At 71.9% G+C, this 20,079-nt stretch carries 21 protein-coding genes; 7 read left to right on the top strand and 14 right to left on the bottom strand.

The window, feature by feature from the left end:
* Positions 1 to 48: 48 nt before the first annotated feature.
* Both OHS57_RS34945 and OHS57_RS34940 read right to left on the bottom strand, forming a co-directional pair.
* Positions 49 to 1,257, bottom strand: coding sequence for an acyl-CoA dehydrogenase family protein (locus tag OHS57_RS34945; RefSeq protein ID WP_328584549.1), 1,209 nt, complete (start codon positions 1,255 to 1,257; stop codon positions 49 to 51).
* A complete protein-coding gene (locus tag OHS57_RS34940; protein ID WP_328584548.1) occupies positions 1,254 to 3,293 on the bottom strand; it encodes an FAD/NAD(P)-binding protein in 2,040 nt (679 codons plus the stop codon). The genes OHS57_RS34945 and OHS57_RS34940 overlap by 4 nt, the downstream gene beginning before the upstream one ends.
* 504 nt (positions 3,294 to 3,797) lie before the next feature.
* Here OHS57_RS34940 and OHS57_RS34935 point away from each other — a divergent pair.
* Positions 3,798 to 4,931, top strand: coding sequence for an LLM class flavin-dependent oxidoreductase (locus OHS57_RS34935; protein WP_328584547.1), 1,134 nt, complete (start codon positions 3,798 to 3,800; stop codon positions 4,929 to 4,931).
* A gap of 61 nt (positions 4,932 to 4,992) precedes the next feature.
* Here the strand turns inward: OHS57_RS34935 and OHS57_RS34930 are convergent, their stop codons facing one another.
* The 3 genes from OHS57_RS34930 to OHS57_RS34925 all read right to left on the bottom strand — a co-directional run bounded on the left by OHS57_RS34930 (position 4,993) and on the right by OHS57_RS34925 (position 7,156).
* Complete coding sequence (locus tag OHS57_RS34930; protein WP_041994532.1) at positions 4,993 to 5,877, bottom strand: glutathione S-transferase C-terminal domain-containing protein; 885 nt, start codon at positions 5,875 to 5,877, stop codon at positions 4,993 to 4,995.
* A gap of 167 nt (positions 5,878 to 6,044) precedes the next feature.
* Complete coding sequence (locus OHS57_RS37840; RefSeq protein ID WP_443043019.1) at positions 6,045 to 6,164, bottom strand: putative leader peptide; 120 nt, start codon at positions 6,162 to 6,164, stop codon at positions 6,045 to 6,047.
* A gap of 17 nt (positions 6,165 to 6,181) precedes the next feature.
* Positions 6,182 to 7,156, bottom strand: a complete 975-nt coding sequence (locus OHS57_RS34925) for an EamA family transporter (RefSeq protein ID WP_328584546.1) — start codon at positions 7,154 to 7,156, stop codon at positions 6,182 to 6,184.
* Between the two features lie 39 nt (positions 7,157 to 7,195).
* On the opposite strand from OHS57_RS34925, the gene OHS57_RS34920 reads away from it, so the two are divergent.
* Positions 7,196 to 7,705: a MarR family winged helix-turn-helix transcriptional regulator gene (locus tag OHS57_RS34920; RefSeq protein ID WP_041994527.1), complete on the top strand. Its 510-nt coding sequence runs from the start codon at positions 7,196 to 7,198 to the stop codon at positions 7,703 to 7,705.
* On the opposite strand, the gene OHS57_RS34915 is transcribed toward OHS57_RS34920, so the two are convergent.
* Complete coding sequence (locus OHS57_RS34915) at positions 7,694 to 8,569, bottom strand: NmrA family NAD(P)-binding protein (protein ID WP_328584545.1); 876 nt, start codon at positions 8,567 to 8,569, stop codon at positions 7,694 to 7,696. The genes OHS57_RS34920 and OHS57_RS34915 overlap by 12 nt on opposite strands.
* A gap of 82 nt (positions 8,570 to 8,651) precedes the next feature.
* On the opposite strand from OHS57_RS34915, the gene OHS57_RS34910 reads away from it, so the two are divergent.
* Positions 8,652 to 9,227 (top strand): TetR/AcrR family transcriptional regulator, encoded by a 576-nt coding sequence (locus OHS57_RS34910; protein ID WP_328584544.1) that lies wholly within the window; start codon positions 8,652 to 8,654, stop codon positions 9,225 to 9,227.
* 21 nt (positions 9,228 to 9,248) lie between these two features.
* On the opposite strand, the gene OHS57_RS34905 is transcribed toward OHS57_RS34910, so the two are convergent.
* The 7 genes from OHS57_RS34905 to OHS57_RS34875 all read right to left on the bottom strand — a co-directional run bounded on the left by OHS57_RS34905 (position 9,249) and on the right by OHS57_RS34875 (position 15,828).
* Entirely contained in the window at positions 9,249 to 10,064 is an 816-nt protein-coding gene (locus OHS57_RS34905; protein ID WP_041994518.1) for a DUF1684 domain-containing protein, read from the bottom strand.
* Positions 10,065 to 10,073: 9 nt separating this feature from the next.
* Positions 10,074 to 10,595 carry a flavin reductase family protein gene (locus OHS57_RS34900; protein ID WP_328584543.1) on the bottom strand — a complete coding sequence of 174 codons (522 nt, stop codon included), beginning with the start codon at positions 10,593 to 10,595 and terminating at the stop codon, positions 10,074 to 10,076.
* The gene (locus tag OHS57_RS34895; RefSeq protein ID WP_328584542.1) at positions 10,592 to 11,716 is read right to left on the bottom strand and encodes an LLM class flavin-dependent oxidoreductase; all 1,125 of its coding nucleotides are present in this window, start codon (positions 11,714 to 11,716) and stop codon (positions 10,592 to 10,594) included. The genes OHS57_RS34900 and OHS57_RS34895 overlap by 4 nt, the downstream gene beginning before the upstream one ends.
* Before the next feature lie 39 nt (positions 11,717 to 11,755).
* Complete coding sequence (locus tag OHS57_RS34890) at positions 11,756 to 12,829, bottom strand: LLM class flavin-dependent oxidoreductase (RefSeq protein ID WP_041994512.1); 1,074 nt, start codon at positions 12,827 to 12,829, stop codon at positions 11,756 to 11,758.
* Positions 12,826 to 14,202: an NtaA/DmoA family FMN-dependent monooxygenase gene (locus OHS57_RS34885; protein WP_041994509.1), complete on the bottom strand. Its 1,377-nt coding sequence runs from the start codon at positions 14,200 to 14,202 to the stop codon at positions 12,826 to 12,828. Before OHS57_RS34885 ends, OHS57_RS34890 begins: the two co-directional genes overlap by 4 nt.
* Before the next feature lie 81 nt (positions 14,203 to 14,283).
* Positions 14,284 to 15,489, bottom strand: coding sequence for an LLM class flavin-dependent oxidoreductase (locus OHS57_RS34880; protein ID WP_328584541.1), 1,206 nt, complete (start codon positions 15,487 to 15,489; stop codon positions 14,284 to 14,286).
* 189 nt (positions 15,490 to 15,678) lie between these two features.
* A complete protein-coding gene (locus tag OHS57_RS34875; protein ID WP_198533447.1) occupies positions 15,679 to 15,828 on the bottom strand; it encodes a putative leader peptide in 150 nt (49 codons plus the stop codon).
* Between the two features lie 281 nt (positions 15,829 to 16,109).
* Between OHS57_RS34875 and OHS57_RS37835 the strand changes: the two genes are divergently transcribed.
* From OHS57_RS37835 to OHS57_RS34860, 4 genes are all read left to right on the top strand, one after another.
* Complete coding sequence (locus OHS57_RS37835) at positions 16,110 to 16,235, top strand: putative leader peptide (RefSeq protein ID WP_277816772.1); 126 nt, start codon at positions 16,110 to 16,112, stop codon at positions 16,233 to 16,235.
* Between the two features lie 186 nt (positions 16,236 to 16,421).
* A complete protein-coding gene (locus OHS57_RS34870; RefSeq protein ID WP_328584540.1) occupies positions 16,422 to 17,417 on the top strand; it encodes an amino acid ABC transporter permease in 996 nt (331 codons plus the stop codon).
* Entirely contained in the window at positions 17,414 to 18,187 is a 774-nt protein-coding gene (locus OHS57_RS34865; RefSeq protein WP_041994503.1) for an amino acid ABC transporter ATP-binding protein, read from the top strand. The genes OHS57_RS34870 and OHS57_RS34865 overlap by 4 nt, the downstream gene beginning before the upstream one ends.
* An 85-nt stretch (positions 18,188 to 18,272) precedes the next feature.
* On the top strand, positions 18,273 to 19,253 hold the full coding sequence (locus OHS57_RS34860) for a transporter substrate-binding domain-containing protein (RefSeq protein WP_198533366.1): 981 nt from the start codon (positions 18,273 to 18,275) through the stop codon (positions 19,251 to 19,253).
* 98 nt (positions 19,254 to 19,351) lie between these two features.
* On the opposite strand, the gene OHS57_RS34855 is transcribed toward OHS57_RS34860, so the two are convergent.
* Entirely contained in the window at positions 19,352 to 20,047 is a 696-nt protein-coding gene (locus OHS57_RS34855; RefSeq protein ID WP_328584539.1) for a GNAT family N-acetyltransferase, read from the bottom strand.
* Positions 20,048 to 20,079 lie beyond the last annotated feature (32 nt).

The following is a 20,079-nucleotide window of genomic DNA, read 5'->3' as shown; positions in this document are numbered from 1 at the left end:
CTCCCGGTTCGTCGCCGCCCCGGCGGAGGCGGCGGCGAACCGGCCGGGTCAGACGGGGAAGGCCAGTCGGGGATGGGTGCCGTTGAGGTAGTGGTCCCCGATGTCCCGCAGCCGTCGCGCCGCCGGCTGACGGGCCGTCACCATCCGGGCGTTGCGCCAGAACCGGTCGAGGCCGGTGGGCGCCGCCGCCTCGGCGCCCGCCGTCAGTTCGAGCAGCCGGGTGGTGATGCCGGTCGCGGCCTCCGCGCTGACGGCCTCGGCCACCGCCACATGGACGGCGATGTCGCCGCGTTCCTCGACTCCCAACTCCTGTCCTGCGGAGAGCCCGTGGGCGAGGGCCCGGGTCGCCTGGTCGACCACGGCGGCGGCGCTGCGCTCCAGGGTCGCCAACTCGCCGTAGGCGAGCAGTACATAGGGGTCGTGGCTGGGCCGGACCACACTCTCCTCGCCGTCCTCGCCGGCCGGCTGCCAGCTGCCGGGCGCCGACCGCAGCAGGTCCCTGGCCTCGGCCAGCGCCCCCTCCGCGATCCCGAGCGCGGTGTGGACGAGGACCAGCCGGATCGCGAGCGAGGCGAGCGTGGCGGCAGGCGGCACCGCGTGTTCGTCCCGCGGCAGGGCCCCGATCAGCTCCGCGCTGGCCACCGGCACCGCGTCGAACTCCACACTGCCGCCGCCGACGAGCCGCTGCCCGTAGCGCTCGGCGGGCCGGTCGGCGGTGACGCCCGGGTGGGCGGGGTCGACCTGTACGACGAGGACGTCGCCGCTGTCGAGGGTGGCGCCGAGGATCAGCCGGTCGGCGACGCCCACCCCGGCGCCCAGCGTCTCGCGCCCGTGCAGCAGATAGCCGCCGTCCGCCGGAGTCAGGGCGAGGCCGGGATCGGCCTCCGGAAGGTCGAGCGCACCGCCCCAGAGCCACTGCCGCGCGACCGCCTTCTTCTCCAGCCGCTCCGCCGTGTCGGCGGTGCCGAAGAAGCGGCCGCTCCAGGACAACGCGTAGTGCCGGCCGACGAGTTCACCGACCGATCCGTCGGCCGCCGCGATCTCCCTGATGACGGCGCAGCCGGTGCTCCAGTCCGTGCCCCGGCCGCCGGGGCCCGGCGCTGTCAGCAGGGACAGCAGCCCCGCTTCGCGCAGCCGTGCCACCTCGTCGAGCGGCGGTTTCCCTGCCTGGTCACGGGCTGACGCGTCCACGGCGAGGTCGTCGGCGACCTCGCGGGTGACGCGCGGCCAGTTCACTTTCGCGGCTTTCGGGGTCACGTGGTGCCTCCGGGGAGCAGTGCGTCGGACGGCGCCGGCATACCGCTGCCGGAACGCGGTGCGGACAGGGTGCGCAGCAGGGTGCGGGCGACGGAGTCGTTCTGCCGGAACGCCGGGGCGTTGGTGCGCGGCCTGGCGAAGGCGGCGACGGCGCGCCCGTTGGTGGCGTGGCCGAGCGCGATACGGCGGGGGTGTGGTCCGCCGCCGGGGGCCAGGATCCGCCCGTCGGGCAGTACGGTGGCGAGCCGGCCCGAGTGGTAGCCGCCGCTCGCGTCCTCGATGATCTCCTCACCGGCTTCGCCCGCTCCGTACAGCCGGCGCAGCAGCGGGTCTTCCGTACGGTCGAGGGACGGGGTCGGCAGGTACGCCTCGACGAGCGCGGTGGCCCTGACGGTGTGTCCGGGTACGGAGGCGCCGGACGCCAGGAAGGTGCCGGTGTGTTCGTCGGTCTCGACGCGCAGTTCCGCGCCGGTGAACCGGACCACGCCCGCCCGGGACAGGGCCAGCAGTTCACGCAGCCGGAAGCCCGGGGGCCCTGAGGCGAGGAAGCTGAAGAAGCCCTGCCACCAGCCGTCGACATGGTCACGAACGGAGTGGGCGGTGAGTCCGCCGGCGGCCACGATCCCCGGCAGCTGGCCGTAGACGGACAGCAGGGCGAGGAAGGCGCCCAGGTCGGCGCTGTGTGCGGGGTCGGCCCTGCGGGCGATGTCCGCGGTGACGTACTGCCGGATGTGCTGCTGGAACGCCTCGGGCGTGGGGAAGGTGAGGCCTGCCAGCGGGTGGTCGAGTGCTTCGAAGTCGAGCCGGTCGGCGGGGTCGGGGACGGCCGCTGCGATCAGGTCGCGCATCGGCTGCCCGTACCAGTCGTGGCTGTCGTAGGCGGCGAGGAAGTCGTCCCAGCTCCACGCGGTGCGGTGCGGGTGGGCGTGGAAGAGTTCGTGGTAGTGGCCGAACCCGATCTCCTTCGCCATCAGCGGCCACAGGTCGGCGCGCAGATCCAGCGGGGCCGGGCGGCCGTCGGCGGCCGGCCGCTCCAGGGTGTCGGGGCCGAAGTAGCGCGGCAGCGGCGGGCGGGGGCCCTGGAGCTGGTAGTCCGTCTTGGAGTGGTACGGCACGCCGCGCCGCGACCCGGCGTGCAGTACGGGTTCACGTCCCGAAGGGAGGTAGCTGAGGGTGCCGTCCGGCTCCTCCCGGAAGCGTCCGCCGCGGCCTTCGGTGAGCAGCGACGTCACGTCGACGAACGCGAGTCCGAGCCCGCGCAGGACGACGTGCTCGCCGGGGGCGATCGCGGACAGGTCGGCGTCGGCGGTGAAGGCGGGCGGTACGTAGACCCTCCCGTGGCGCCGGGCGAAGGCCTCCAGCGCGCTGTGTTCGGGGCGGGGCAGCGAGCCCAGATGCCCCTGGGTGAGGATCACCAGGTCGGCGGTGAGCGGGGCCCGGCGCCCGGCGAGGGTGACGGTCTGCGGCCCGTCGGGCGGCCCGTCCAGGGCGAGTGCGGTGGTGCGGTGGACGCGAACGGTGATGTGCGGCGGCAGCTCGGCGAGCGCCCGGCGCAGGGCCCAGTCCAGATAGGCGCTCTGGGTGCGCCGGGTCGGGAAGTCGGTGGGGGCGAGCCGGGCCAGTTCGGCGCGCACGCCCGGGTCGGCGGGCGGCGTGTGCGGCAGCCGGCGGGCGGCGCGCCCCGAGACGGCGGCCGCCCATTCGGCGAGCGAGGGTCCGGGCCGTATCGGGCCCTCGATGTCACAGCTGCTGTCCGTGAACATGGTGACGTCCTCGGCCATGGAGTTCATCCGCAGCAGCGGTGACTGGTCGTGCCGCCAGATCCGGCCGGGTCCCGCCGGGTACGGGTCGACCAGCTGGATCTCCAACCGCCGTCCCCCGGGCCACAGTTCGTCCGCGTTCGCCGCGATCCGCTCCAGCAGTCCGGTGGCCCGGGGCCCCGCGCCGACGATGACGACCGACACGGCGCCCGGCTCGGGGCGCGGGGCGCCGAGGAGCTGCGGTACATCGGGGGACGCGGACGGTGACGCGGGCATGAGGGCTCCGGCGGAGGGTGCGGTCGGTGGCCGCTCCGGACGCCGCGCCTTCCGGCGGGGCATGGGCAGCGGTAGTCATCACGCGCACCGTGTCCCTCAACACGGCCGGTGCGACGCGGTGTTCACACCGCCGCCGCACACCTCTCGATCGTACGCGCGCGAACCGCCCGGCTGTCAAGGTGCGCCTGTCGGCCACGGCACACCGCCCACAGTGCGGGCACCGGTTGACTTCGTGCGACGTCGGGTGCTCAATTGGCAGCATGTACGAACAGCTGCCGTTGGTCACCCGTGACCACATCGACTTCGGTCGCGTGTGGTCCGCATCGTGTTGCGCCTGACCCGGCAGCGGGCCGCCTGACCGGCCCTTCCCTCCCTCGGTTCCCCCCGTCGCGGGCCGGATTCCCTGAATCCCGCCGGGCGCACGCTGCCGATCACCCACACGCACATCACGCCCGTCCACTTCTTCTCGACGCCGTTCCCGCAACGCCGTGCGAAGGGTTCCTCATGCCTGTGGAGTTTCTCGGCATCGCCGCCACCAACGACGGATCGGAGACCACGGCCCGCTCGGGGGCCGCCTTCGACAAGCAGTACACACTCCGGCTCGCCCGCGCCCACGAGGAACACGGCTGGGACCGGGTCCTGTTCGCGTACGGTTCGGGATCGCCGGACCCGGCGCCCGCCGCCGCGTACATCGCGGCACGCACCGAGACGCTGCGGATCCTGCTGGCGCACCGGCCGAACGTCTCGTACCCGACGTACGCGGCCAAGACCTTCGCGACGCTGGACCAGATCAGCGAGGGCCGGCTGACCGTACATTTCATCACCGGCGGCAACGACCACGAGCAGGGCCGCGAGGGCGACACCCTCTCCAAGGACCAGCGGTACTCCCGGACCCGTGAGTACATCGAGCTGGTCAAGCGGATCTGGACCACCCACGAGGCGTTCGACCACGAGGGTGAGCACTACCGGTTCCACGACTTCGTCAGCGATGTCTTTCCCGTCCAACAGCCCAGGCCCGACGTGTCGTTCGGCGGATCGTCGGACGCGGCGTACGAGGCGGGCGGCGCGGAGGCGGACATCTACTGCCTGTGGGGCGAACCGCTGGAGCGCACCGCTGAGCAGATCGAGCGGGTGAAGGCCGCGGCGCTCGCCGCCGGGCGCACCACGGCCCCCCGTATCCAGGTCGCCTTCCGGCCGATCATCGCGCCGACCGAGGAGCTGGCCTGGGAGAAGGCGCACCGCACGGTGGACACCATCAAGGCCCGCAAGGAGCAGGGCGACGCGACGGTGGTGCGCCATCACCGGCGCGGCGCCCCGGAGAACACCGGCTCGCAGCGGCTGCTGTCCATCGCCCAGCAGGGCGAGCGGTACGACCGGGCGCTGTGGACGCCGACCGCGGCCGCCACCGGGGGCGCCGGTAACTCCAACGCCCTGGTGGGGACGCCGGAGACGGTGGCGCAGGCGCTGCTCGACTACTACGACCTCGGTGTGGACATCCTCTCCGCCCGTGGCTACGACCTGCTGGGTGACGCGATCGACTTCGGCAGGTATGTCATTCCGCTGGTGCGCGAAGAGGTGGCCAAGCGGGACGCCGAGGGCAGGGCGCGGGGTCCGCAGGCCCTGGTGGCGACCGGCTGACGGATCGTCACCGGGCCCTCCCCCGCTCTCGGTTGTCCGTCCGCGCCCGCCCGCGCGCCTGTCAGCAGCCCGACTCGACCGGGCTGCCGGCGGGCGCGTACCGCGTTTCGTGGGCGGCCCAGTCGACGAGTGTGGTGGTGTCGGTGTGCGGCGGGCAGCCGTGGTGTGTGTGGTGCCGCTGCTGGATGGCGTCCAGATGGAGCTGTGCGCCGAACTCCCGGTGGGCCGAGAGCCGTTCGGCGTACGCCCACAGGTTCGGGTAGTCGGCGACGCACTGCGCGGCAGCGGCGCCCAGGTGCGGGCGGTGCACGGTGTCGAGGAGCAGCAGTGCCACCCAGACCTGCACGTCGGCGGCGGTCGGTCCGTCGTCGCCCAGCACGTACGCACGGCCCGCCAGCTGCTCCTCCAGCGTGTCGAGGGCGCGGAACAGGGTCCGCAGGGCGCTGTCCCGTGTCGCGCAGTCGGCGTCGCGCCGGCCGGCGCGGCGCGCCGATTGGTTGATGTCCTGTTCGCAGAGCCGGGTGAGCTCGTCGATCTCCCGCTCCGTGCCGCGCGGGCGCAGCGCGGGAGCCGCGCCGCCGAAGCGTTCGGCGAGGTCGAGCAGGATGTCGGGGGCGTACGTGCTGACCAGCCGCCCCGTCCAGGTGTCGCTGAGCACCGGGGCGAGGACGGGCCCCGGATAGTGGTGCGAGCTGGCCTCGTAGAGGGGGCGCAGCGCGGTGTAGCCGCCTTCGGGCGCGTCGGGGACGGCGGGGAGCAGGGTCACGGGGAGGGCGTCGCCGAGTTCGAGCAGGCTGTGGGTGACGGCGATCTGCAGACAGTAGGGACAGGATGGCGAGAGGTGGAGGCGGTAGCGGCGCGGCACCGGGTAGTGGCCGCTGCGCGCGTCGCACCCGATCCTTCCGCGGATGACTGACGGCTCTGCTGTCGGAGATGTGGCGGACATGCGTCTCCCTCGGTCCGGAGGCTGGTGCTGCGGGCAGGCGTACGTGACGGAACGCGTGGGTGTGCGAACGCGTACGTGATGGAGGGTGTGCGGGGAAGAGGCACGTTCTGCGGGCCGGCGAGGATCGCGCGCACGGTGCAGAACGGCGACGGGGCGCCGTTGCCGCGTCAGACGAGGGGACCTGCCGCGCTGCAGACGCGCAGGAGGTCGATGTGGCGGCGGGACGTCAGCAGGATGGACGGGTCGATGGCGGAGGTGCGGTCGATGCCGAGCTCCGGTCGTCCCATGTCGCCCTACCCGTTCGCTAGAGTCCCAGCCTTGAGTCTCCGGCCGTCCTGGCCGCCCCGTCAAGAGTGCCCGGCTGCTTGCCGTCAGTCATCTCGTATGGTGAGAACGGTTCCGGCGCCGTACGGGGTACGTCACGCGTCCGGCGCGAACGGCGCGAACCGCCCAGGAGGATGCCGGCCAGGACCAGGGCGAGGCCGCACCACTGCCGTCCCGTGAGCACCTCACCGGCGACGGCCATGCCGAGGAGTACGCCGGTGACCGGGTTCAGCAGCCCGACAAGGCCGACGGTCGCCGCAGGCAGCCGGCGCAGTCCGGCGAACCAGGCGGCGAACGCCAGCGCCGTCGCCACGAAGGTGACGTAGCCGAAGCCGAGCAGCGCCGGACCGTCGAGGGCCGGCGGCGCGCCTTCCGTGGCGACGGCGAAGGGGACCAGCAGCAGGCCGCCGGCGAGGAGCTGCCAGGACGTCGAGGCGAGGACGTCGACCTCGGCGCTCCACCGCTTGGCGAGTACGTAGCCGAGTGACGACATGAGCATGGCCCCGACGGAGGCGAGGACGCCCGCGCCGTCCACGTCCCCCGTACCGGCGAGCAGCATCAGACACACCCCGCCGATCCCGACCCCGGCGCCGGCCAGCTGCGGCAGCCGTGGGCGCTCGGCGAGCAGCCCCCAGGCGAGGGCCGTCATGACCAGGGGCGAGGTGGCCATGACGGACGAGGCGATGCTGGTCGGCAGCAGCTGGGCGGCGAGATAGACCAGGACGAAGAACGCGCCGATGTTGAGCACGCCGAGCACCAGCGACTTCCACCACCAGGAGCCGTGCGGCAGTTGACGGCGGACCAGCAGGAGCAGCAGCCCGGCAGGCAGCGCCCTGACGGCGGCCCCGTAGAGCGGCGCGCCGGCCGGGAGGTACTCGTGGGTGACGAAGTAGTTCGTGCCCCAGGCCACGGGCGCGATCGCCGTGATCAGCGCCCATCGCAAAGTAGCTTCCATGGAAGCCATTATAACTTCCCCGGAAGATATAGTGCGGGGGTGTCCGATTCTCTCGACCATGTCGCCCGTATCCAGGCCGCGTGGGCGCGCGAGCGCCCCGACGTCGATGTGCGCCCGCAGGGGGTGATCGGCAGGCTGCACCGCCTCGGCGCGCTGCTCACCGAACAGCTCTGCCTCGTCTACCGCCGATACGGGCTGAGCGAGGGGGAGTTCGACGTGCTGGCCGCGCTCAGACGGGCCGGGGAGCCGTACGAGCGGGCCCCCGGCGAGCTGGCCTCGCACACGATGGTCACGACCGGCGCCATGACCAAACGGGTCGACCGCCTGGAGCGCGGCGGTCTCGTCACCCGCCGCCGCTCGGCGGGCGACGGCAGGGGACGGGTGGTCGCGCTCACCCCGGCGGGCCGGGAGCTGATCGACCGGGCGTTCACCGAGCACATGCTGGGCGAGCGCCGTCTGCTGGACGCGCTGACCCCGGAGGAGGCGGCGCAGCTGGAGACGCTGCTCACCCGCTGGCTGGCCAGCGTCGAACCGCCGTCAGCGCCCTGACACCGCACGCAGGGCGTCGCGGTGGCGGCGCACGAACTCCGCGAACGTCCGGGCCTCGTGGCCCGTCAGCTCCCGCACCGCCGTCGTCGTGGTCGCCTGCGCGCCCCTGCCCACCGCGCCCCACAACTCGGCGACATCGGCGGCGAAGCGTGCCGGCACACCCCGCACGGTGAGCGAGGCCGCCAGGTCGGCAGGCGCGAGGTCGACGTACCGTACGCGCCTGCCCAACGCGACGGACAGCTCCTCGGCGATCTCGCTCTGGCTGAGCGCCTGCGGGCCGGTGAGCACGTAGGCCGCATTGCCGCGGTCCGGGCCGACGAGCAATCGCGCAGCGCAGTCGGCGATGTCCTGGCAGTCGATGTAGGAGACGCGACTGTCGCCTGGCGCGCCGATGAAGTCGCCTCCGGCGGTGAAGACACCCCCGCGCGCCAGGAAGTTCTGCATGAATCCGCTGGGCCGGAGCAGGGACCAGCCCAGGCCGGACGCCTTCAGATGCTGATCGGCCGGCCAGTGCGCCCCTTCGGCGAGCTTGCCGCCTTCCCTGGCGTGCCAGACCGACACCTTCACGACGCTCGACACCCCGGCCCGCACCGCGGCGTCCACGGCCGCCTTCTGCCGGCGCACCATGGGCTGCTCGCCTTCCACCGGCTCGGCGCCCGCCGTGTTCAGGAAGAGCCGGTCAACTCCCGCCAGGGCCGCCTCGATCGAGCCGGGGTCGTCGAAATCCCCGAGGACGGTGTCGCAGCCCAGCGAGCGCCCTTTGGCCGCGTCCCGCACCAGCGCCTTGAACGGCACGCCGTCCTGCCGCAGCCGTCGCACCAGATGGCCGCCGACGGATCCGGTCGCACCCGTCACCAAGATCATCGCTTCTCCCCGGCATCGACTAAAGTGAGCCCTCCTCGAAATAGTATGTCGAGGCACCCTCGAATTAACAGAGGTACCGCGTATGAGCACGCCCCGCCCACGGCGCCCACGGGCCGACGCCCGGCGCAACTACGAGCGCCTGCTGGCCGTGGCCGACACCGCCTTCAGGGAACACGGCACGGCGGCGCCGCTGGACGGCATCGCACGTCAGGCGGGGGTCGCGATCGGGACGCTGTACGGGCACTTCCCCAACCGGGTGGCCCTGGCCGGCGCGCTGCTGCGCGAGCGGCACGGCACGCTGTTCGCGTTCGGGGAGGAACTGCTCACCCACGCGTCGGCGCAGGAAGGCCTCAGCGGCTGGATCCGCGCGGTGGTGGCCCACGCCGCCGCGTACCGGGGGCTGGCCGGGTTGCTGGCCGAAGGACGGGGCGACGAGACGTCGGAGCTGCACGCGTCCTGTCTGCGGATGGCCGACCTCACGGACCGGCTCGTGGCGCGGGCGCACGAGGCGGGGGTCGTACGGGACGACGCCACGGGCGACGACGTGTCGGCGCTGATGAACGCGGCGGCCTGGGCGAGCGAGCAGGTGCCGCGGGAACAGGCGGATCGGCTCGTGAATTTCCTCATCAGCGGGCTGCGGCCCGAGTCGGTGCACTGACCCGGGCCGTACGCCGCTTCGTCAGCCGATGCGCTCCAGCGGGATCTTCTCGCCCGCCTCGACCGCGACCGGCAGCCGGTTCTCGGCCGGCGGCAGCGGGCAGGTGGCCAGGTCGGTGTAGGCGCAGGGCAGGTTCGTCGCGCGGTTGAAGTCCACGACCACCGCGCCCTGTTCGTCGGGGGCGTCCACCGCCAGGGCTCGGTTCGCCGCGTACGTCGTCACACCGGAGGTGGCGTCGGTGAAGAGCACCAGCAGGCTGCCGGGCGCGCGGCCGTTGAAGGCGGTCAGCCGGTGTGTGGTACCGGCCACCTCGAACTCGACCTGGCCCGGGGCGTCGTAGACATGCTGGAGCCCTTCGACCGCTGCCCCCACGGTCACCGCGCGCGGTGCGTCGAAGGGGACGTAGCGGCCGGTGCGCGCCCAGAGCGGGTCGGGGGCGTAGGCCGGGGTGTCGGTGTGCTCGACCCGCAGCGGGTTCTCCGGGTGGCGCGGGCGCACGATGTCGTGGCCGCCGCGTTTGGCGACCTCGATCACCGCGTCGCCGGCCACCGCGTACACACTGCCCCGCTCGGCGATGACGCCGAAGCTGTGCCTGCCCTGCACCACCTCGCCGTCGACGGTCAGCTCCTCCCCCTCGGCCAGCTCGACGACCACGCCGTCCTCGGTGGTCGACCAGACGCCCGGCGCGTCGGGGAATCGGGCGGGCTCGGCGTCCAGCCAGCGCAGGCTGGTGACGGCGAGGAAGCCGTGCGGGTCGGCCAGCGACCGCTCGTGTTCCTCGTGCCACTTCTCCCACTGCTGGACGAAGCCCGCCCGGTCGGTGTCCTGGATGGTCATGTCGGCTCCCTAGAGATCTGCTTCGAGCCGGCGGAACCGGCTGGCGTGGAACACCAGCGGCACCACCGAGTGATCGGCGTCCAGCGCGTGGACGCGCAGCAGGACGATGTCGTGGTCGCCCGCCCGGATGTGCTGCTCGACGGAGCAGTCGAACCAGGCGCTCGCGCCGTCGATCAGCACCGCCCCCGCAGGGGTCGCGCGCCAGCCGAGCCCGGCGAACCTGTCGGCGCCGCGCGCCGCCAACTGCCGTCCGGCGGCCTCCTGGTGGGCGCCGAGCACGCTGACCCCGAGCCGGTCCCGGTCGCGCAGCACGGGCCAGGTGGTCGAGCTGTGGGCCACGCACACCGACACCAGCGGCGGGTCGAGCGACACGGAGGTGAACGAACTCGCGGCGAGGCCGACCGGCGCCCCGTCGGCGAGGGCGGCGATCGCGGTGACCCCGGTGGGGAAAGCGCCGAACACCCGGCGCAACTCGGCGGGTTGCAGCGCCGGCGGCGCCGCGTCCAGGCATCGTGTCCGGGTCACGCTCATCGCCCGCCCCATTCCTCGGCGAGCAGCTCGTACGTACGGACGCGGTCGGCGTGGTCGTGGGTGATCGAGGTGATGACCAGCTCGTCGGCGCCGGTGGCGTCCCTGAGGATCTCCAGCTGGTCGGCGACCTGCCCCGGTGTGCCGACGAACTGGGTCTCCACCCGGTCGGCGACCAGCGCCGTGTCCTCCGGCGTCCAGGGGTGGGCGCGTGCCTCCTCCGGGGTGGGGAACTGGATGGCGCCCTCGCCGCTGCGGATGCTGCGCACCCACAGGCCGTAGCCGGTGGCCAGCTCACGCGCCGTGGCCTCGTCCTCGGCGACGACCACGTCGGCCGAGACGCTGACGTACGGCCGGTCCAGCTCGGCCGACGGCTTGAAGGCGGCGCGGTAACCCGCCGCCGCCTCCAGTACGGTGGCCGGGCTGACGTGGTAATTCGCGGCGAACCGCAGCCCGTTGGCGCCGGCGACCTGTGCGCTGATCCCCGCGCTGCTGCCCAGGATCCACACCTGGAGGTCGGCACCCTCGCCGGGCACGATATGCGCCTCCACGCCGTTGTCGGCGGTGTACGTACCGTCCAGCAGCGCGAGGATGTCGGCTATCTGCTCGTCGTAGGGCTGGGATTCGGCGCCCGGCTGCTGGAGCAGCTTCTTGTGCAGGACGAAGCGCGGCGACTTCAGCAGGTGCTCGAAGGAGAACCTGGCCGGGATTCTGAGCCCGCCGGGGGTGCGGCCGTCGACGACGTCCGTCACGACCGGCGGGGCGTCCGTCGTGGCCGGCGGTTTGCCGCCCGACCTGCCGAGGCCGAGGTCGAACCGGCCGGGGTACGCGGTGTCGAGCAGCCCGAACTCCTCGACGGTGGCGAGCGCGGTGCGATGGCCGAGCTGCACGGCCCCGGAGCCGAGTCTGATGGTGGAGGTCGCCGCGGCGGTCAGGGCCAGCAGCACGGCGGGGGACGTACCGGCGACGCCGGGGTTGAGATGGTGTTCGGCGAACCAGTAGCGGGCGTAGCCCAGCCGCTCGGCGTGCCGCGCCAGGTCGATGCTGTTACGCAGTGCCTGGGCGGCGTCCGAGCCGGAGGAGATCGGCACGAGGTCCAGTACCGCGAGAGGTGTGTTGGCCACGGGATACTCCCTGTCGGTGGGCGGCGTCGGTGGGCGGCGTCAGTGGGCGGCGAGTTCGGGCACGACCGGGCCCCAGTTCCACGGCGGGTCGGGGATCTCGCGGCGCAGGACGGGGGCGACGTCCGACTGGAACAGCTCCAGGCTGTCGCGGTGCTGGGCGTCGGTGAGCCCGCTCGCGTCGGCGTGCACATGGAGCACGGTGTGGCCGAACTGCTCGTGATACCGGTGCACCTTCTCGATCACCTGCTGCGGACTGCCGACCAGCGCGGAGCTGCGCTCGACGAAGTCCTCCAGCGTGGTGAAGACCGGATCGGCGCCGAGCCGCTTCTGCATGGCCAACTGGCCCTCGAAGACGGGGCGGTAGTCGGCGAGCGCCTGCTGCGACGTACGCGCCGTGTACGACCCGGCCGACCCGGCGCCGACCGTGGCGAGCGCCGGGTCGTGCCCGTAGTGCGCCCACCGCTCGCGGTAGTACCGGACCAGTTCCGCGTACGGCTCGATCGGGTTGGTGACGTTGGCGGAGAACAGCGGATCGCCGTAGCGCGCCGCGAGATCCACCGACTCCTGGCTGGTCGCGCTGCCGTGCCAGACCCGTACCGGCTGCTGGAGCGGCCGGGGCCAGACCTCGGCGTCCTCCAACGAGCCGCGGAACCGGGGCGAAGCGGTGACCTTGTCGTTGCGCCAGATCTGCCGGAACAGCTCGTACGACTCGGCGTTGCGGTCCCACTGGTCGTCGGGCGTGACGTGGAACAGCTCGCGCTGCGCCGCGCCGTTCCCCTTGCCGATGATCAGTTCGAGCCGGCCCTGGGACAGATGGTCCAGCGTGGCGTAGTCCTCGTAGGCGCGCACCGGGTCGAGCAGGCTCAGCGTCGTCACCGCGGTGAACAGCCGTATCCGCTTGGTCAGCGCGGCCAGATGGCTGAGCACCACCGGCGGGGACGACGAGATGAACGGGCGCTCGTGCCGCTCGCCGACACCGAAGCCGTCGAAGCCCAGCTCCTCGGCGAGCAGCGCGTTGCCGATCACTTCGCGGAACCGGTCCTGGGTGGATTTGCGCACACCGGTGGTGGGGTCCGGGGCATGCACGATCAGGGTGATGGCCAGGAACTTCACGAGGCCGCCCTCCTGTCGGCGTCCCCGGCGCGCAGTTCCCCGAGCCCGAGGTGGTCGCGCAGGGTGTCGCCCTCGTACTCGGTGCGGAACACCCCGCGCTCCTGGAGCAGCGGTACGACCGTGTCGGCGAACTCGTCGAGGCCGCCGGGGACCAGGTGCGGTACGAGGATGAAGCCGTCGCCCGCGTCGGTCTGCACGAACTCGTCGAGCGCGTCGGCGACCGTGGCGGGGCTGCCGATGAACGACTGCCGGCCGGTCACCTCGATGATCAGCTCGCGGATCGAGAGCTTCTTCTCCTCGGCCAGGGCGCGCCACTGCGCCGCCGTGGCGAGCGGATCGCGGTGCATCCGGACACTGGCCCGGCCGCGTGCGACGGTGTTCTCGCCGACCAGCGGGTCGATGGCGGGCAGCGGCCCGTCGGGGTCGTAGGAGCTGAGGTCCCGGTTCCAGAGCTGTTCCAGGAACTTGATCGCGGTCTGCCCGCTGACCTGCTGGTGGCGGACGACGTCCGCGCGCTCCCGCGCCTCGGCGTCGGTGTCACCGAGCACGTAGGTGACACCGGGCAGGATCTTCAGGTCGTCGGGCGAGCGGCCGTAGCGGGCGAGGCGCCGTTTGACGTCGGCGTAGAACGCCCGGCCGTCCTCCAGGGTGCCGTGCCGGGTGAAGATGGCGTCGGCGCCGGCGGCGGCGAACTCCCGGCCCTCCTCGGAGTCCCCCGCCTGGAAGATCACCGGCCGGCCCTGCGGGCTGCGCGGGACGTCGAAGTGACCGCTGATGTCGAACTGGCTGACGTGGTGGTCGAATCGTCCCGGCGCCGGGTTCTTCAGGAAGGTCCCGGACTCCTTGTCGGCGACGATCTCGTCACCCTGCCAGGAGTCGAACAGCTCCCAGGTGGCGGCGAGGAACTGCCGGGCACGCTCGTAGCGGTCCTCCTGGGCCAGATAGCCGCCGCGGCGGAAGTTCTGCCCGGTGAACTCGTCCCAGGAGGTGACGACGTTCCACGCGGCGCGGCCGGCCGACAGATGGTCCAGGGACGCGAACTGCCGTGCCACGTCGTACGGTTCGTTGAAGGTGGAGTTGATGGTGCCGGCCAGGCCGAGCTTGTCCGTGACGGCGGCGAGCGCGCTCAGCACGGTGAAGGTGTCGGGCCGGCCGACCACGTCCAGGTCGTAGATCTGGTTGTTCTGCTCGCGCAGCCGCAGACCTTCGGCGAGGAACAGGAAGTCGAACTTGGCGCGTTCGGCGGTGCGGGCGAGATGGGCGAAAGAGCTGAAGTCGATCTGGCTGCCGGACGCCGGGTCGGTCCAGACGGTGGTGTTGTTGACTCCGGGGAAGTGCGCTGCCAGATGGATCTGCTTCAGGGGCTTGCTCATACGAGGTGCGTCCTTCGTCTTTGCGGGCGTCTGCGCTGCGGTCGTCTCAACTGCGGTGTCTCGTCGAGGCGTGGCCTGGCCTCAGACGTCGGCGTAGCGGTTGACGGGACGGGTGAGGCCGAGCAGCCCGCGCAGGGTGTCCGCCCGGTATTCGGTGCGGAACGCACCACGGCGCTGGAGTTCGGGCACGAGCCCGCGGGTGATCGCGGTCAGGTCGTGCGGCAGGGTGCCGGGCCGCAGCCGGAATCCGGTCAGTCCCGCCTGCTGCAAGTCCTGGAGCAGATCCGCCAGTTGGGCGGGGGTACCGGTGAAGACCCGCGCGTCGCTGGTGTACGGGGCGCCGGCGCGCTCGTCCAGCGCGGCCTTCCGGTCGGCGGCGGCCGCCGGGTCGTCGTCGATGAACACCACCAGGTCGCCGAAGACGTGGACCGTCTCGTCGGCCCGTCCGGCGGCGGTCTGCGCCTCGCGGATCTCGGTGACGATCTCCGTGGCGTGCGCGGTGTCGCGCGGGGTGACGAATCCGAGGTCGGCCGAGCGGGCGACCAGCCGGAACGGCTCGGTCCTGTGTGCCAGGGCCGACACGATCGGCTGGCCCTGCGGCGGGCGCGGGGTGATGGAGGGTCCCTTGACGCTGAACCTGTCGCCCTCGAAGTCGATGTAGTGCAACTTCTCGCGGTCGATGAAGCGACCGGTGGCGGCGTCACGGATCTCCGCGTCGTCCTCCCAGCTGTCCCAGAGTCTGCGCAGCACCTCGACGTAGTCGGCGGCCTCGTCGAAGAGTTCCTTGAGCGCGGCGCGGCCCGCCGGTGTGTCCAGCTCATCGACGCGCAGGCGGGGCACGGTACGGCGGCCGAAGTGGGCGGCTTCGTCGCCGCGCCCGGACACCTTCACCCGGACGCCGGCGCGGCCGCCGCTGACGAAGTCGACGGTGGCGATCGCCTTGGACACGTGGAACGGCTCGGTGTGGGTCACCACCGTGGTCGGCACCAGGCCGATGTGCCGGGTCAGCGGTGCGATCCGGGCGGCGATCAGTACCGCGTCGAGCCGCCCCCGTACCTGGTCGGTCCTGCCGTCGAGGCCGTCCAGGTCGGTGGACTGGAGGCTCAGTGCGTCCTCGATGGTCACGAGGTCCAGCAGGCCCTGCTCGGCCTCGGTGACGAGATCGGCCCAGTAGCGCGCGGTGAACAGTTCGCCCGGCCGGGCGGCCGGCTCCCGCCAGGCCGCGGGATGCCAGCCCGCGCCGTCGAGTGCGACGGCCAGATGGAGGGCTGAGGGTGATCGGGGCATGGCGTACCGCTTCCTGCTCGAACGGGAATCTCGTGTGACCGGACGACCGGGAACACGCCGAAGGGCGTCCGCGCCGGTGACGGGTCCGGGCGGAGTTCGGCGAAACGGGAATCCGGGAGGCGCTGTGCGTCCGTGGGTCGCGCGCGGCTCAGCCCCGCGCCGCTCGGCGGGGAGCTGTCCGGCTCAGGCTCAGGCTTGAGCGCTGTGCGCGACGGCGTGCTCGTACGCCGGACACAGGGCGCCGGCGACGCGCTGCAGATCGATGTGGCGCCGGGAGAACATCGCGACGGCGCGGATGCGGAAGATGCCGGTCACGGCCCGGTCGGATCCTGCTCGCACTGCCGTCACCTCCACCCTCGACTGGAGCACCCCGCAGCGCCGAGGGGTTGCCGGTCGGCCCGTAGGGTCCGGACACCCGTCCGGAGCCGTCTGCCGACACTCATAACCTGCTCAAACCGTAACTCCGTATCGGCGTCCGGCACAATCCCCCGACGTCCGGGCACGATGCGAGCACGATCACCTGAGCGGGGATTGTCTGGAAGTCACCGGGCAGTTACCGTTGGCCAGAGATTTTGACTGTGTGCTCCCGTGCGGAGCCGGACCGGACCGAGGAGGCGGAGATGCATACACACGAGCGTGGCCGCACCCGCTGTCCCGGATCCTTCCAGTCGCGCGTCTCGCGGCGCCATGTTGACCTGCTGCGCGTGAACAGCGCCCTGTGTCCGGGCATCTCCCGGCTCCACTGACCCACCGCCGCACCGCACATCCCGCTTCAGGCGCCGAGCGCCCACCCTGCCGTGCCCGAAGACGCACACGGCACGCTTTCCCGACGTCGCACGCGTAGCAACGCGCCGCGGCGCGCACGGTCGTACCCACACCATCCCCGCCGCTGCGCACTGTCGCGCCACCCGACGAGACGGGAAGCACGAGACATGGCAAGTCCGGACACCTTCCAACGCGAACCCACCGCCGCACTGGCCGAAAAACCCACCGACCAGCAGCTCCTCGCGGCGAAACTGGTCCCGCTGCGCCGGCCCGGGCAGTGGATCTCCGCCCTGGTCCTGCTCGTGCTGTTCGCGATGCTGGTGAACACACTGGTGACCAACAAGAGGTTCCAGTGGGACGTCGTGGGGAGCTACTTCCTGGGCAGCTCGATCCTGCGCGGCCTTGAGCTGACGTTGTGGCTCACCGCCGCCGTCATGGTCAGCGGCTACCTGCTGGGCATCGGCATCGCGGCGATGCGGCTCTCCACCAACCCCGTGCTGCGGGGCCTGAGTTTCGGCTACGTATGGCTGATCCGGTCGGTGCCGCCGCTGGTGCAGCTGCTCTTCTGGTACGAACTGGCCTCGCTCTACCCGCGGTTGTCGCTGGGCATCCCCTTCGGCCACGAGTTCGTCACGGTCAAGACGGCGCACCTGTTCAGTGGTGTGCTCGCCGCGTATGTGGCGCTGACGCTGGACGTGGCCGCGTTCTCGGCCGAGATCGTCAGGGGCGGCATCCTCGCCGTCGACCAGGGCCAGGCCGAGGCGGCGCAGGCGCTGGGGCTCGGCGGCGGCCGGATCTTCCGCAAGATCGTGTTGCCGCAGGCGATGCCGGCGATCATCCCCGCCTCGGGAAACATGCTCATCGGCATGCTGAAAGCCACCTCGATCGTCAGCGTGATCGCCGTGCAGGACCTGCTCTACTCGGCGCAGCTGATCTACAACCAGAACTACCTGATCATGCCGCTGCTGCTGGTCGCCACCATCTGGTACATCATCCTCACCACCCTGCTGTCGATCGGCCAGTACTACGTCGAGCGTTACTACGCGCGCGGCAGCAAGCGCGGCCAGGGCGGCGGCCGTTCGGGCCGCGGCTTCTGGCAGATCGCGCGGGGCAACATTCCGCTCTTCGGACGGACCAAGGCCGACCTGGGAGGTCTGTCATGACCGGGGCCGAGACACCCCTCGTAAGGATCCGGGGGCTGCGCAAGAGTTTCGGCGCGCACACCGTCCTGGACGGTATCGACCTCGACGTGCGCGAAGGGGAAGTGACCGTCATGCTGGGCCCCTCGGGCTCCGGCAAGTCCACCCTGCTGCGCTGCGTCAATCATCTGGAGCGGCCCGACGCCGGCTTCGTCGAGGTGGGCGGCGACATCGTCGGCTACCGGCACGACGGCGGCAAGCTGCACGAGCTGCGGGCGCGGTCGATCACCAAGCAGCGCGCGCACGTCGGCATGGTCTTCCAGCAGTTCAACCTCTTCCCGCACATGACGGTGCTGGAGAACATCACCGAGGCCCCCGTGGCCGTACGCGGTGTCGGCAGGAAGCAGGCCGCCGAGCGGGCCCGTGAACTGCTCGCGCGGGTGGGCCTCGCCGGCCGCGAGAACTCGTACCCCCGGCAGATGTCCGGCGGCCAGCAGCAGCGGGTGGCCATCGCCCGCGCGCTGGCCATGGAGCCGCGGCTGCTGCTGTTCGACGAGCCGACGAGCGCCCTCGACCCGGAACTCGTCGGTGAGGTGCTCGCCGTGATGAAGGACCTGGCGCTCAGCGGCAACACCATGATCGTGGTCACCCACGAGATGGGCTTCGCGCGGGAGGTCGCCGACACGATGGTCTTCCTCGACGGCGGCCGGATCATCGAATCGGGGCCCCCCGCCGAAGTGCTGACCAACCCGCAGCACGAGCGGGCCCGCACCTTCCTCTCCGCGGTCCTCTGACACCTCCCCCGATCGTCTCCGCCGGCCGCTCCGCGCGTCGGCCACCACCCCCTGTGCTGTGGCACCACCCTCCGAAAGGCACATCGTGACCACCGAAAGACTGCTCGCCCGCCGTGTCCCGCGCCTCGCCGCCACCACCGTCGCCGGGGCCGCCGCCCTCGCCCTGCTCGCCGCCTGCGGCGACTCGTCCGACCCGGGCAGCTCGCCCGCGGCCGACGTGAAGGCCGGCGCGCCGGCCGATGTGCCGGTGCCGAAGGAGGACGTCGTCTCGGCGATCAAGGCCGACCCGGCGCTGAGCGCGAAACTGCCGGCCGCCGTCCGCGAGAGCGGCACGCTCTCCCTGGGCACCACACTCGTGCCGGGGACCAACAACCTGCCGCACGGCGGTCAGGTGGACGGCAAGGACATCGGCCTCGACGTGGATCTGCGCAACGCCGTCGCCAAGGTGCTCGGCATCACCTGGAAGGTGGGGTACGGCACGTTCCCCACCGTCATCCCCGGTGTGCAGAACGGCAAGTACGACGTGGGCCAGGACAACTTCGGGGTGACCAAGGACCGCGAGAAGGTCGTGGACTTCGCCACGTACCTCAGCGACGGGCAGGCCTTCCTCGGCTCCAAGGACGCGGACATCGACAAGGCGACCAGCGTCACCGACGTGTGCGGGCTGAACATCGCGACCAGCTCCGGCTCGACCTTCCAGCAGATCCTCACCACCGGCGCGCCCAAGTGCGCCGCGGCCGGCAAGAAGCCGTACAAGGTGACGTACTTCGCCGACACCGCGCCTATCTTCCTGGGGCTCGCCAACGGCAAGGTGGACATCTACTTCGGTCCGACGCTGGGGGTCAAGTACGACCAGAAGCGGCTGCCGGGGACCAAGTTCCTCGGCGAGGTCAGCACGACCCCGGTCGGCTTCGTCACGAAGAAGGGCTCCCCCGTCGCCCAGGCCCTGACCGACGCCGTCAACAAGCTGATCGCCGACGGCGACTACGCCAAGATCTTCAAGAAGTGGGGCGTGCCCGGCACCGGCATCGCCAAGTCCGAGCTGAACCCGCCGGCCACCTTCTGAGCCGGCTCCGCACGGCATAGCGACAGAACGACAGATCAACAGAACGACAAAGCGGCGAGGCGCTCAGGCGCCTCGCCGCATCGTGTATGGGGTGGCTGTCACCCGGCCTGCGGGGCCCGCACCGTACGGAACAGCGGGTTGCGCCGCTGGGTGAAGCCCAGCGCCTCGTAGAGCCGGATGGCGTTGGTGTTCCCCGCGGCCGTGTGCAGGAACGGCGTGTCGCCCCGGGCGACGATCCCGGCGCCGACGTGCCGGATCAGCCGGGCGGCGAGGCCCCGCCCCCGGTACGCCTCGTCGGTGCAGACGGCGCTGATCTCGGTCCAGCCGGGCAGCCGCAGCCGCTCCCCCGCCATCGCGACGAGCTTGCCGTCCTCGCGGATGCCGTAGTACGCGCCGAGGACGATCGTGCGGGGCAGGAAGGGACCGGGCCGGGTGCGGTCGACCAGGTCGAGCATGTCCGGCACGTCGGCGGGACCGAGCCGTACCGCCGCCGGGTCGGCCTCGGTGCGCAGGCCGGTGGCGACGAGCTGGACGCCGGCCACCGAATCCAGGGTCTCCCAGCCGTCGGGGACGTCACCGACGCCGGTGACCACGGTCGTACCGCCGGGGCCGATCAGCGCGGCCAGATCGGCCCAGCTGTGCGGCTCCTGCGGGTCGCCGACCGCGACGAACGGCGACACGTCGGAGGGGTAGCGTGCGGCCGAGCCGATGCGCTCGGCGAGGTGGGCGTGCGGCCCCGACAGCGCGGCCCAGGCCGGGTTGTCGAGAATGTGCGGCTCTGTGGTCGTGGCCATGACTGTGGTGACACTCCGTTCGATGGGGTCGG

Origin of the sequence: Streptomyces sp. NBC_00370, assembly GCF_036084755.1 — a bacterium.
Classification (GTDB): domain Bacteria; phylum Actinomycetota; class Actinomycetes; order Streptomycetales; family Streptomycetaceae; genus Streptomyces.
Note: the sequence above shows the minus strand (reverse complement) of the source record. Positions and strands in the feature narration are given on the sequence as shown.

Excerpts from the sequence above, each read along its gene's own strand:
- OHS57_RS34940 (WP_328584548.1), bottom strand. The coding sequence starts at position 3,293 with ATGCCCGCGTCACCGTCCGCGTCCCCCGATGTACCGCAGCTCCTCGGC.
- OHS57_RS34905 (WP_041994518.1), bottom strand. The coding sequence starts at position 10,064 with ATGACCATCCAGGACACCGACCGGGCGGGCTTCGTCCAGCAGTGGGAG.
- OHS57_RS34870 (WP_328584540.1), top strand. The coding sequence starts at position 16,422 with ATGGCAAGTCCGGACACCTTCCAACGCGAACCCACCGCCGCACTGGCC.
- OHS57_RS34885 (WP_041994509.1), bottom strand. The coding sequence starts at position 14,202 with ATGAGCAAGCCCCTGAAGCAGATCCATCTGGCAGCGCACTTCCCCGGA.
- OHS57_RS34915 (WP_328584545.1), bottom strand. The coding sequence starts at position 8,569 with ATGATCTTGGTGACGGGTGCGACCGGATCCGTCGGCGGCCATCTGGTG.
- OHS57_RS34865 (WP_041994503.1), top strand. The coding sequence starts at position 17,414 with ATGACCGGGGCCGAGACACCCCTCGTAAGGATCCGGGGGCTGCGCAAG.
- OHS57_RS34855 (WP_328584539.1), bottom strand. The coding sequence starts at position 20,047 with ATGGCCACGACCACAGAGCCGCACATTCTCGACAACCCGGCCTGGGCC.
- OHS57_RS34880 (WP_328584541.1), bottom strand. The coding sequence starts at position 15,489 with ATGCCCCGATCACCCTCAGCCCTCCATCTGGCCGTCGCACTCGACGGC.
- OHS57_RS34935 (WP_328584547.1), top strand. The coding sequence starts at position 3,798 with ATGCCTGTGGAGTTTCTCGGCATCGCCGCCACCAACGACGGATCGGAG.
- OHS57_RS34925 (WP_328584546.1), bottom strand. The coding sequence starts at position 7,156 with ATGGAAGCTACTTTGCGATGGGCGCTGATCACGGCGATCGCGCCCGTG.
- OHS57_RS37840 (WP_443043019.1), bottom strand. The coding sequence starts at position 6,164 with ATGGGACGACCGGAGCTCGGCATCGACCGCACCTCCGCCATCGACCCG.
- OHS57_RS34910 (WP_328584544.1), top strand. The coding sequence starts at position 8,652 with ATGAGCACGCCCCGCCCACGGCGCCCACGGGCCGACGCCCGGCGCAAC.
- OHS57_RS34930 (WP_041994532.1), bottom strand. The coding sequence starts at position 5,877 with ATGTCCGCCACATCTCCGACAGCAGAGCCGTCAGTCATCCGCGGAAGG.
- OHS57_RS37835 (WP_277816772.1), top strand. The coding sequence starts at position 16,110 with ATGCATACACACGAGCGTGGCCGCACCCGCTGTCCCGGATCCTTCCAG.
- OHS57_RS34900 (WP_328584543.1), bottom strand. The coding sequence starts at position 10,595 with ATGAGCGTGACCCGGACACGATGCCTGGACGCGGCGCCGCCGGCGCTG.